The sequence below is a fragment of the Megalodesulfovibrio gigas DSM 1382 = ATCC 19364 genome (assembly GCF_000468495.1).
Taxonomy (GTDB): domain Bacteria; phylum Desulfobacterota; class Desulfovibrionia; order Desulfovibrionales; family Desulfovibrionaceae; genus Megalodesulfovibrio; species Megalodesulfovibrio gigas.
This window is the reverse complement of the sequence record NC_022444.1, coordinates 3,511,820-3,524,329: the sequence shown is the minus strand read 5'-3', so window position 1 is coordinate 3,524,329 and position 12,510 is coordinate 3,511,820. Positions and strand designations below refer to the sequence as shown.

7 protein-coding genes are annotated in these 12,510 nt (G+C 59.5%); 2 read left to right on the top strand and 5 right to left on the bottom strand.

The genetic code is table 11. From position 1 onward, the window contains the following. Positions 1-34: 34 nt before the first annotated feature. A complete protein-coding gene (locus DGI_RS15540) occupies positions 35-928 on the top strand; it encodes an amidohydrolase family protein (protein WP_158407350.1) in 894 nt (297 codons plus the stop codon). A gap of 117 nt (positions 929-1,045) precedes the next feature. Continuing rightward, entirely contained in the window at positions 1,046-2,095 is a 1,050-nt protein-coding gene (locus DGI_RS17575) for a glucosaminidase domain-containing protein (RefSeq protein WP_021762172.1), read from the top strand. Between the two features lie 537 nt (positions 2,096-2,632). Here DGI_RS17575 and DGI_RS19485 read toward each other — a convergent pair. The 5 genes from DGI_RS19485 to DGI_RS15515 all read right to left on the bottom strand — a co-directional run bounded on the left by DGI_RS19485 (position 2,633) and on the right by DGI_RS15515 (position 12,499). After that, positions 2,633-2,764: a hypothetical protein gene (locus DGI_RS19485; protein ID WP_021762170.1), complete on the bottom strand. Its 132-nt coding sequence runs from the start codon at positions 2,762-2,764 to the stop codon at positions 2,633-2,635. A 109-nt stretch (positions 2,765-2,873) separates the two neighbouring features. Then, entirely contained in the window at positions 2,874-11,486 is an 8,613-nt protein-coding gene (locus tag DGI_RS19480; protein ID WP_021762168.1) for a GH36-type glycosyl hydrolase domain-containing protein, read from the bottom strand. Between the two features lie 113 nt (positions 11,487-11,599). Next, a complete protein-coding gene (locus tag DGI_RS15525; RefSeq protein WP_021762166.1) occupies positions 11,600-11,779 on the bottom strand; it encodes a CsbD family protein in 180 nt (59 codons plus the stop codon). A gap of 25 nt (positions 11,780-11,804) precedes the next feature. Continuing rightward, complete coding sequence (locus DGI_RS18135) at positions 11,805-11,963, bottom strand: DUF3309 domain-containing protein (protein ID WP_021762164.1); 159 nt, start codon at positions 11,961-11,963, stop codon at positions 11,805-11,807. Positions 11,964-12,091: 128 nt separating this feature from the next. Beyond that, positions 12,092-12,499 carry a BON domain-containing protein gene (locus tag DGI_RS15515; RefSeq protein ID WP_021762162.1) on the bottom strand — a complete coding sequence of 136 codons (408 nt, stop codon included), beginning with the start codon at positions 12,497-12,499 and terminating at the stop codon, positions 12,092-12,094. Between the last annotated feature and the right edge of the window lie 11 nt (positions 12,500-12,510).

Here is a 12,510-nt window from a genome sequence, read left to right as displayed (position 1 = left end):
ATGCTCTCTGTCTCCCAAAATGCGGGGCCTCTGCATGGCTGGCACGGCCTTCGGCTTTCTGGCCAATGTGCCCATGAGCCTGAATGACGAAGACGTTCGAGACAGAATCCTCGATGAAATCCGGAGTTCCAAGTGCGTGAAGCAAGGGGTGCTCCTGGCATTTGACAAGCCCTACGACGCCCACGGCCAGCCCATGCAGCCCGCACTGTATACGCCCAATAATTGGGTGGCCACAATTTGCAGCGAGAATCCTGACTGTGCCCTGTTCGGCGCCTCGGTGCATCCCTATCGGCAGGACGCCCTGAAAGAACTGGCCAAGGTGAAGAAGGCCGGGGCTGTGCTGGTCAAATGGATTCCTTCCTCCCAGAACATTCTTCCCATACACGACTTGTGCCGCCCGTTTTACAAGAAGCTCGTGGAACTGAAGCTGCCCCTGCTGTGCCATGTGGGCGACGAGCACACCATTGCCGAGGCCGGCGGGGACCAGAGCCTGAAGGCCAACAACCATCCCGAGCTGCTCATCCCGGCACTAGATGCTGGGGTCACCGTGATCATGGCGCACTGCGCCCTGCCCATCACCGACGAGGACAACGACTTTTCCGAGGCCTTCCTGCGCATGATGGGTCAGGCGGATGCGCGTGGCTGGAAGCTGTATGCCGACGTCTCGGCCCTGGTGGGCGGCTGGAAGCGGTCCTTCATGGCCAAACTGATGGCCCTCAGAGTCCCTCATGATCGTCTGGTGATGGGCAGCGACTGGCCCAATCTCCCGAAACTGGACAACACATTCCGCACCGACGGCAACAGCGCCGAAATCAGGCGCATCAAGGCCCTGGAAAACATCCTGGACCGCAACGTGGAATACCTTCGCTTCCTGGGCTTTTCCGAAGTGGTGATGACCAATGCAGCAGCTGTTCTTGGAATGGCTTAATGCAAAAAGGCACCTTGTCCTGATGGTTCAGTAGCCTGCTAGCCATTGGGCAAGCGGACCAAGATGGTGGAGAAGCAGTGCCAACACTCAGAACTCATAAGGAACAGCGGGGATTGTATGTCAAATTATTCTGACACGTTCAAGACATTAGCCAAGTCTCTTGCAGGAGCCGACCTTGAGTTTCCCAACCTGAAGGCGATTGTGCTGGCTCAGTGGATGCTCGAGTCCGGTCGGGGACATTCCATGCTGGCTCTTAAACATATGAATTTTGGAGGGCTCAAGTGGCGGGATGAAATGAAAGGATTCGCCACGCCTGTCGACTATACCGACTCTGCCAATGAGGGTGACAGCTACTGCGCCTTTGATGGGGTGGATTCCTTCATCAAGGGCTATTGGCACTTCCTGGAGCGCTCCCCGTATCTTGGCTGGAAAGTTCACTCTAGCGACCCTGCAGCCTTTATCGCCTTCATTGGTCGAACCTACTGCCCTTCCAATGAGGACTACACAGAGCATGTTCTTGCTTTGCTGCCTGAGGCAGTAGCGATGCTGCAGCAATCCGGCGCAACTTCGGTGTATTCATCGGTATCCGCTGTACCCAAGTACATGGTCAAGTTCTATAGTGGCAACTATTCCGTTCGGCAAAAATCCGCCAACGCCGACAAGTGCATTTGTTATGCGGAGCATCACTTTAATTCTGCCGACCCTTCGGCCAATTATGCCCTGGCGGTGGTAGCCGCCAATGCATCCCTCACCAGCATCAACTGGGGCATGTGGTATGCCCAAGCAGCTGCCAGCCTGCTGGGCACCAAAGTGTTTTCTCCCTCTTCCACTTGGCCGGGCGTGGCGCTGGGCGGAATAGATGGTCGTGGCAACGAAAACCTACTGTATACGGACATGCCGGCCATTTTGCTGGAACCACTTTTCGTCTCGAACCCAAAGCAGGCCGCGCAGCTCAAGCAAGCCACGTGGCAGGACGCGTTGGCTAAAACACTTGCCGACAGCATCCGCAAGTTCTTTCCCGACGGTGGCCTTGTTGCCTTCAGCATCGGCCACAAAGGGAAGACCTCAAACCCCACTGATTGTGGAGCAGCTATCCACGGCGGCGGTCATGAATGCGAGTACGCCGAAATAGTCCTGAAGAAGGCCGCAACACTGCTGGAAAAATAAACATTGATTCCTAAGGCAACCTAATAGGCGGGCGGAGCACAGCACCGTCCGCCTATTGAAATGAGACGAACGAACATGACTCATGGAGAAGCCGTAGCATGTCCGATGAAGTAAACCAAACGCCAGTGCATTCGACTCTTTTTTTACATGGGAGCGCATGTTTAAACTTTTAAATACAAATACATTTCTTGGCACAACAGTTGTCGATGTAGCCGTGGCGTTATTTCATTTCATGCAAAAAATACGAACTGAATTATGCGTAAAGCGCTACTTACTCCTATCGCAGAGTATATCTATTAAAGCATATCAATGATACATTAAAAATAAAGAGTTTTGAAGAATTGCCACACGCTGCGAGAAACTCAAAGTTACCTTCCTGGCCACGGTCGCCATCGCTTCATGCCTCATCTGGCTGCGATGATTTGGAAACAGGCCCAAGCAAACCGCCGCGACGGTCGGTGCCAAAAAACATTGGAGCTACCCAGCGCGTTCCTTGCGATCCGTGATGATTCTGTTATGTCTGGCCAGATATATGCTTCAGGATGCCACACCAAATACGGGACCCGGGTCCCCCATGCCCGAAGTGGCGTCCACAAGGGCCTTGGCGTGGTCCAGAATCTGTTGCATTTCCTTGTTCATGGTCTGGGCATAGTCTTGCTTGGTGGCCATGGTGTGGCATCTCCTCGCAGACTGGCGAAAGGATGCCAGCTGCAGTATTGTTGCATGGTGTGGCGTGTGCCAGTATGGAGCGCACGGAATGCGGGTCGTAATGTCACGCTCATTCCAATTCCACCGTAACATTGTGATCCTGCCTGTCATCCACCAGAGGAATTCTATCCTTGTTCTGTGATATACCTGAATCTGCACCCATTATCACACCGTCCACCACCACACGGACAACGTGTTGCGCTGTTTCGCTGATTCGTTTGATGGTGATGTGGTAGAACGTGTCCCGGAAGCGGTAGTGCACCATGCAGGCAGGCCAATCGTCAGGAATGCAAGGCGAAATTCGCAGACTGTCACCTTCCCGATGCAGGCCAAGCAGAGTTTCCGCGGTCAAGCGGTACATCCAGCCGGCCGCGCCGGTGTACCAGGTCCAGCCGCCGCGGCCTTGGTGCGGCGCAGCGCCGTAAATGTCTGCGCACATGACATACGGTTCAACCTTGTAGCGCTCCATGGCCTCCGGCGTACTGCCGTGAGAGATGGGGTTCAGCATGTCGAAGAGTTCCCAGGCGCGGTGCCTGTCGCCCAGCATGGCAAAGGCGGTGGCGGCCCAGATGGCGGCGTGGGTGTACTGCCCGCCGTTTTCGCGCACGCCCGGGACATAGCCTTTGATGTAGCCGGGCTCCAGGGCGGACGTGTCAAATGGGGGGGCCAGCAGTTGCACAAGGCGCATGTCGCGGCGCACCAGGCGCTTGTCCACGGCGTCCATGGCCTGGCGGGCGCGGATGGGGTCTCCCCCGCCGGAGAGAACCGCCCAGCTCTGGCTGATGGAATCGATCTGGCATTCCTCGTTGCTGACCGATCCCAGGGGCGTGCCGTCGTCGAAGTAGGCCCGGCGGTACCAGTTGCCGTCCCAGGCGTTGGCCTCGATGTTCTGGCGCAGGGTGGCCGCCTGCTGGAGACAGGATTCTGCAATGAACGTATCGCCCTTACTGCGGGCCAGTTCGGCGAATCGTTGCAGGTTCTCGAACAAGAACCACGCCAGCCAGACACTTTCGCCCTTGCCGCCGTGGCCGATGCGGTTCATGCCGTCGTTCCAGTCGCCGCAGCCCATGAGGGGCAACTGATGCTCGCCAAAGCGCAGGCCGTGCTTGATGGCCCGGCCGCAATGTTCATAGAGTGTGGCAGACTCGGGGGAGCGTTGGGGCTGATCGAAGTAGGCTTCCTCCTTGGGATCTACCTCGCGACCTTCGAGAAAATGCGTTTGTTCATCAAGTATTCCCGTATCCCCTGTGGCCTGGATGTAGCGGCAGGTGGCATAGACGAGCCACAAATAGTCGTCGGAAAAATGCGTGCGCACGCCTTGCCCATTGGGCGGGTGCCACCAATGCTGCACGTCGCCTTGGGGAAACTGACGCGCGGCGCAGCGCAGCAGTTGTTCCCGGGCCAGCCATGGCGTGGCATGGACCAGGGCCATGGCGTCTTGCAACTGGTCGCGAAATCCATACGCCCCGCCAGACTGGTAGTAGCCGCTGCGGCCCCAGAGCCGGCACGAAATGGTCTGGTACAACAACCAGCCGTTGGCCATGACATTGAGGGCGGTATCTGGCGTTTCAAAATGCACTGCGCCCAGGGTGTGGTTCCAGTAGCGCCACACTTCCTCCAGGGCCTGCCGGGCCCCGGCCGGGCCGGAAAATCGCTGAAAATAGTCATGCGCTTGGGCCGCATGCGTTGCGGTGCCGAAAATGAACACCACTTCACGCTCTTGCCCTTCTGCCAGTTCAATCTGTGTCTGGATGGCGGCGCAGGGGTCGAGCCCCGCCCCGGTTTTGCCGGACAATCGTTTTCGATGCATGCACGCCGGGTTGTCCAGGGAGCCATTGCGGCCAATGAATTCCGTCCGGCTGCCCGTCATGGAGCGGCCCTTCCCGCTCGCCTGTTCACTGACTTGCACAAACGCCACCCGGTTGGCGCATTCCCGACCATAGGCGTTGCGGGCCAGGAGCGCGCCGCTTTGCGGATCTATTTCGGTCACAATGTGCATCTGGTTCGCATGCCGCCATTCTCCCAGCACCAGTTCCCAGTATCCGGTTGCGGACAATCGACGCAATCTAGTTGAATTGTTGCGGAGTTTTATCACGACAAACTTCACTGGCGCATCCATGGCCACATACGTGTGCAACTCGGAAGAGATCTCGCACTCGGTATGCTCAAAGACACTGTAGCCAAAGCCGTGCCGGCATACGTAGCCGGACGGGCTCACCCCCCTGCAGGCAGGCAGGGGCGTGGGAGACCAGAACGCGCCGGTGTCTTCATCACGCAGATACAACGCTTCGCCACTGGCGTCTGTGACGGGATCGTTATGCCAGTTAGTAAGGCGGAATTCATGGGCATTTTCCACCCAGGTGTAGGCGCTGCCACTTTCGCTGACCACGGTGCCAATATGCGGACTGGCGATGACATTGACCCAGGGCGCCGGGGTGTTCTGGCCGGGTTCCAGGGTGATGACATACTCGCGCCCATCTGGCGTGAAGCCGCCAAGCCCGTTGCAGAAGATGCGATCACGCGGGGACAGGGGCTGGATTGCTTCCACGGGCCGGCGGCGCAGGGGCTCCAGCGGTTTTGGCATGCGGTCGGGCAGTACCCGGCGTTCCACCTGTTCGGCCAGGGTTTCCGCAGCATCGGTGAGCACCACGCGGGCCACGGTCTGGAAGAGCACCCGGTCTTCTTCAGAAAACTCTTCGGCCCGGCGCACGAACACGCCGCCCGGCTTGTCCAGCGCCTGGGCCTCGGGGCCGGCATGCACCAGCCCCATGATCTGCTCCTGCAGCACAGCCCGGTAGCTGGTGAAATCTTCGTTGAGGATCACCAAATCGGCGGCCAGGCCTTTCATGCGCCAGTAGGCATGGGCCTGGAGCACTTCCTTGACCAGGCCAATGCGGGTGGTGTCTCCAATACGCAACAGGACGATGGGCAAGTCTCCCGAAATGGAAAACCGCCACAGCCCAGACTGGCCGAGCTGATTGCGCGCAATGAGACCCGGCGCGGCGCGGCGGGTCGCGCTGCTGAACACCACCGACGTGGCCAGGCGGCCAAACAGCTGCGCGTCGGTTTCCGATGCGCCAAGGTGGCGCAAAATTTCCTGGCTTTGGAACCAGGCCATCTCGAAGGCACGTTCCACAAAATGCCGGTCGCAGTACTTTTCCAGCATGCCGAGCACGGCATCCCGCTTATCTGCGACGCCGGTGATAAGCTGTATCGTGGCGGACTCGTCGGGCAACAAGGTGATGACTCTGCGGATGGCCACAATGGGATCAAGCACCGATCCCTGGGTATTGGAAAGTTGCTGCGTACCTTGTTGAAAGTTCAATGCCGCCGGATTTGCCGTCGAGCGCCCGCGGCCGATGAACCTGGCGCGGTCCGTCTCATAGGAAGGTTCGCTGGCTGCCACGCCGGGGCAGGCCAGCAGATGAAACATCAACGGCGTCTGTTCTTCCGGCGTTCGGGGGCGTCTTGTGCAGAGGATGGCCTGCCGGTCCTGCAGGATGCTGGTTTGCACAAACAGGTTGCTGAAGGCGCGGTGGGACAAATCCGAGTTCTGCGGTGCCAGGACCACTTCCGCATAGCTCGTCACTTCGATGTACCGGGTTCGCGAGGAAAGATTGGTGAGGGTGACACGGCGAATCTCCACATCGTCTTCGGGAGAAACGCAGATCTCGGTATGGGTTTCCAGGGCGTAATCCTGCCGCCGGAATTCTGCCCTCCCCTGGGCAAAGGTAGCCTCGTACCGCTTGCCTGCGTCCTGCGTGGGCTGATACGCCGTGGACCAGTAGCGCCCGGTTTCCTGGTCGCGCAGGTAGATGAACGAGCCCCAGGAATCGGCCGTGACGTCTTCGCGCCAGCGGGTGATGGCCAGATCGCGCCAACGGCTGTAGCCGCCTCCCGCCGCGGTGACCATGACATGGTAGCTGCCGTTGGAGAGCAGATGCACTTCCGGCATGGGTGTGGCAGGATCGGTAAAGGTGCGCAAGATTGCCCCGACATCTGCAGCAGGTGGACGCGCGGCGCTTGCTTCCGTCGCGTGGGGGTGCAATGTGGCTCCCTTTTTGGGCACGCGCTCCTGCAGCAGCAGTTCCGTAGCCCGAGCCATGGGGGAAGCCATAAAACGGCGCTGCATGGGGCGGTGGAGCAGCGCATGGCCAAAGGCAAGCAGGCTCATTCCCTGGTGGTGCGCCATGAATGCCCGCACCACAGCATGCGTCTTGCCACGCAGCACCCGCGAGGGTGTGTAATCCGCCGATTCATAAAACCCGTATGCGCCCAAAAATCCCGTGGCCGCCATATCCTGCAGGTTGCGGCAGGCCTCCCTGGGCAGCACCAGCAGCGCCAGGGCGCTGGCGTACGGCGCAATGACCAGATCATCCCCCAGCCCGCGTTTAAAACCGAGTCCTGGCACGCCAAAGGCCCGGTATTGATACACATGTAATCCATCCACGGCGTTGTAGCATGATTCGGAAATCCCCCAGGGCACGGCGCGCTGACGGGCGTATTCCATTTGCCTGGCCACGGCAGCACGACAGGTCTGTTCCAGCAACGTGTTCTCATAACTGGGCATGATGAGCTGCGGCATGAGGTATTCGAACATGGAGCCGCTCCAGGAAATCAAACTCAGGCCGCTGCCGTGGCTGGTGAGCAGCCGGCCCAGGGTGAACCAGTGCTTTTGCGGGATCTGCCCCTGGGCGATAAGCAGAAAACTGGTGAGCCGCGCTTCCGAGGCCAGCAGGTCGTAACAGGCAGGATCGCGGCGCCGTTCGCCCACGTCGTAGCCGATGCTCAGGAGATCGCGTGAGGTGTCGTAGAGAAACTCAAAATCCATGGCTGAAAGCAGGCGGATGCGCTCCATGAGGTCGTCGATGACCCGGAAGCGATCCAACGCGCCTTGGGCCTGGGCAATGACCAGCGCCGCCAGGGTCGGAATGGCCTTGCCCCGGGGAGCACCCAGCGGCGCGGCAGGGGACAACATGCTTATTTCATCAATCAATGCTTGTGTTTGTCTGTTAAAGGCGTGCGCCCAATAAAACAGCTCGCCTTCCTCGGCAGTGTTGGAGGGCAGCCAGGCCAGCAACTCTTTGCCCTGGCGCTGCAATTCACCGAGGGTGGCAAGCGCCGCTTCCATGGACCGCAGGGGATCGCCTGCAATAACCAAGGCAATGGCATCGTGCAGATGGGTCGCCTTTTGGGCAAGCGCCGAGGTGATGGAGGAAGAAATACACTCTGAGAGCACTTGCGCAGTATCCTGCAGCCCGTGAAACGCTCTTGGCGACAGCACCGGCTGCTCCTTGAGCTCAACCAACCCCGTCTGCAAGGTAAGCAGGCAGCCCAGCAGGTTGCCGCTATCCACGGAAGAGACATACTGCGGGCGCAGGGGCTGCAGGGTGCGGGTGTCGTACCAGTTGAAAAAATGGCCGCGGTAGCGCTCCAACTTTTCCATGGAAATCAGAGTATTTTCGATAAATTGCAAAAGCTGGCCAGCCGGGATGTAGCCAAAGTCATGGGCCATCAGCCCCGACAGCAAGGCCATGCCCATGTTGGTGGGGGAAGTTCGCGTGGCAATGCCTGCTGCCTGATGCTCTTGGAAGTTGTCCGGCGGCAGCCAGTTGTCTTTGGGGCCCACGAATTCTGCAAAATAGCGCCAGGTCCGCCGGGCGCAGACCCGCAGGAATGTGCGTTGCTCGTCGGTCAAATCTTGCGCAATAGGCTTAAGCGGCTTGCTAATCCACCACGCCACCGCAGGCGAAACCAGCCACAGCAGCAGCACCGGCGCGCAATACAGCATCTCCACCGGGCGCACGCTCCACAACGCCATCCCCAAGGCCACGGCCACCACCGGCGCGACCCACATTTCCAGGAAAAACCCGCCCAGGGATCGGCGGGCGTTGCGCCCGGCGTACAGCGGCATGTGCCAGAGCAGCAACCCGCGCCGGGTAAACAGCATCCGCAGGCCCGATCGCAGGATGGCGTCCACGCACAGCAGGGCGTCATAGGGCAGGAACACCAGAGCCAGCAGCGAGAGCAACACCGGCCGGCCCGACGAATGGCCGGCCAGCAGCGCATGGGTGAGCCAGCCACGGTCCGCTGGCTTGCGCACCAGTTCCACCATGGCCCGCAGCAGGTCCGGCAGCACCAGCATGCCGGCCACCAGCAACGACCACAGCCATGGCGCGCCGGGCCCCATGAGCCAGCCGCAGGCCAGCAACACCAGGAGTGCAGGTGATGCCAGGCTGCGGCGAATGTTGTCGAATATTTTCCAGACAGACAGGGCCGAAAGCGGATTCGGCTGCCGTCTGGCCCTGGGCTCCCCTGCTCGTGAGGGTCCCGGAACCCAAGGCAGCAGCCACCCGGCCAGCTGCCAGTCGCCACGAATCCAGCGGTGTCGCCTGCTGGCCTCCCTGGTGTAGCTGGCGGGGTGTTCCTCGATGAGGTCCACATCCGTTACCAAAGCCGACCGGGCATAGCCGCCTTCCACCAAATCATGACTGAGGATGAGATTCTCCGGAAAACGACCGCCCACGGCCCGGCGAAAGGCATCCACATCGTAAATGCCCTTGCCGATGAAGGATCCTTCTCCAAATAAATCCTGATACACGTCGGAGACTTCGCGGGAATACGGGTCTATGCCGGCCTCTCCGGCAAAGAGCTTGGCAAACCGTGAATGCCCGGCGCTGGTCAGGCTGATGGACACGCGAGGCTGGAGGATGGCATAGCCCTCCACCACACGACCCTTGATGGGGTCGAATACTGGCCTGTTGAGGGGATGCGCCAAATTGCCAATGAGCATGCGCGCTGTATCTCGCGGCAGCTGTGTATCGGTATCCAATGTGATAACGTATTTTATGGTTGGCAAAATGCGTATGTCTCCCACCACATCGGAGAACGCGGCAGCATCGCCGCCACGCAATAACGCATTGAACTGCTCCAGCTTGCCGCGCTTGCGTTCGTACCCCATCCAAACATTCTCATATGGATTCCAAAGGCGTGGCCGATGGAACAGGAAGAAGATGCCTGGACGGTCATCGCAATATGTCTCATTGAGGGCCTGCACAGACGCCCTGGCATGGGCAAGCAGGAGGTCTTCTCCTGGCATGACGGCTTCCGGGGCGTCGTGACAATCCGTGAGCAAGGCAAAGAACACATTGGCATCGCGATTGCCAAGGTACCGTATTTCCAAAGCTTCAATCAGATCATCAACATCCTGAAGCCGGCGCACCAAGGTAGGCACCACCACCATGGTACGGTGCTCTTCGGGAATGCCCAGGGAAAAATCCAGGCGAGGCAACAGGCGCGGGGGCAAGGTGAGGGTGACTGCCAGATTCACCAGGGAACTGGCCAGGGTGGAAGCGCCGAGGGCACCTGTGATGGCGATTAGCCAGAACTCCCAGCCTGTCCAGCTGGCTGGGCCAAGCTTCGCCGTCAGGTGCAGCAGGCCCGTGACCGCCAGGGCGACAAGCAGCAGAATGCCCCCGAGGTACAGACCAAGCCGGTTCCGCGGCCCTGATCTCCTGCCCCAGCGTTTCCAGGTGAACCGGCAGCCTGCCACGCGTTCCAGAGTGTGCCGGCCATGGTCCACGAGATAGTAGCCCACATGCGCGGTGCGATGATCCGCCCCCGCCGCCTGGGCTGCAGCCCGGGCAAGGCCGCAGGCGGCACGGGCCACGTCCTGCTCGCCAAGGGGGCTGTCGTGGGCCACTTCTTCGATGACGTGACGGTAGCGGTCGCGCGTGGCAAAATCCTGGCGAGCATGCACTCCTGCAGGATCGTCGCGCAAGGCCTGCTCAACCATGCTGAGAGATTCCACGTACTCACGCCAATCCGTGGCCCCGATGAAGCGCAGACTGCCGATGCTGTTGGCAATGGAAATCTGATTGGCCGCGCCCTCCCTGCTGGCGGCTTCGGACAGCTGCACCGCCGTTACCCCCTGTTCCAGCAGCTTCTGTTCCATCCAGGTTTGCACAAAGGCCATGGCCGGCCCCTGGTTCTGAAGGCGGAGGTGGTATTCTTCCACAAAAGGCGCCGTGAGGGGGGCGTCTGCATGGGCATACCTGGCCAGCAGCTGGATGAGCTGCTTGGGCTCCTGCTCGGCGGTGGTGAGCATGTTGTCAGCCCAGACCGTGGCCTGGTCCCGTTCCTCTCGCAGGCAGGCAATACGCACGCTGACCCGACGCAGATTTTCCAGGAGCGTCAGTTGCAGCATGATGGGAAATGCCCAAAGCTCTCCCAGTTTCAAGGGGGTGACGGTCTGGTAGGCGGCAATGAACTGGCGGACGTTGTCTTTGTCCACATGGCCGTCCATATGGGAAATCAACGCCAGCGCCAGATCATAAACGCGTGGAAAGCCTGCTGAATCACCATCCATCAGGCGCGGCAGCTGCTTGCTATACCCGCGTGGCAGATGGCGGCGGGCCATGACGATCTGCTGCTCGATCAGATAATAATTGTCCAGCAGCCAAGCTTCTGCGGGGGCGATGCGTTGTCCGGGCAAGGCCGCCGCTGTCACCACTTCGTGCGCCATCGTTAAAACGCGGGCGTTGTCCGCCAGCCTGGGCAGCAGCTTGTCCGCACCGGGATGCGGATCAATGCGATGCTGCCCCGCCATGGCTACGGCGTGGCGCTCCAGCTGCTTGATACTAAACAACTCCGCGCGCAGCAGGGTCGCATCCTGAGTGTGCAAGGGGGCCTTGCAGGTGCGTGCCGAAAGGATAAACCCGTTGATGGCGATAGCGTGCTCCTGGCTGCTGTGGTGAACCCGCCGGCACGGAGTGCGCCGGCGTGGAGGCCCTATTGCTATCTGCCCAGTTCCTTCTCTATCTTCCCAAGATGTTCCTGGATTGTTCCGTTGATGATCTCGGCCTTGCCTTCGGCCTCAAGGTCCACGTTCTTGACGATGGTGCCGACGGTTTCCTTGATGTTGCCGCGAACCTGATGCAACTTTCCTTGCACTGCATTCTTGGTGCTCTCTTTCATGCCTTCAGCTCCTTGAACATAGCAGTTAGATTTTTCCCATCAGGAACAGAATAAGCACCACCACCAGAATGACCCCCAGTATGCCACCAGGGCCATAGCCCCAGGATCGGCTATGCGGCCACACGGGAATCATGCCGAGCAATGCGAGCACCAGAACGATGATGAGAATTGTAGATAATGCCATGGTACGTGCCTTCTGCGCTGCGAGTGCGCGAATGGTAAGATGCTGGTGGCTCCATCTGGCCGCGATGAAGGGGGCGCTGCGGCCAGATGGAGCGTTGAAGACACATGCTGGTGCATGCACATCTGTTGTTATTCGACGGTCATGTTGTTGACGACCTTCTTCACCCCATGGAGATCGCTCACCAACTTGGTGGCCAGATCCTTTTGGGCTGCAGTCGTTGCGTTCCCCTGCATGGAGACGATCCCTTCATGCGTCTCCACTGTGGGCTTGAGCGCGCTTGTGGAACGATGGTAACGCAGCGTGGTCTTGACCAGCGCAGTAATGGACGCGTCGTCCACGGCCTCCAACAGGGCCCCAACCTTCTCCACCACCGTAGATTCTGCCGGCTTTTTGTTCATGGCAGACACGGTCATTTCGTTGTTGACTTTTGTAACGCCTTCAACATCGCGGGCATACTCGGTTGTCAGATCCTTTTGCGCCATGCTGTCCACATTGCCGCGCAATGTGACAACTCCACCAGTGTCGCCATCCACCATAATGCATTACA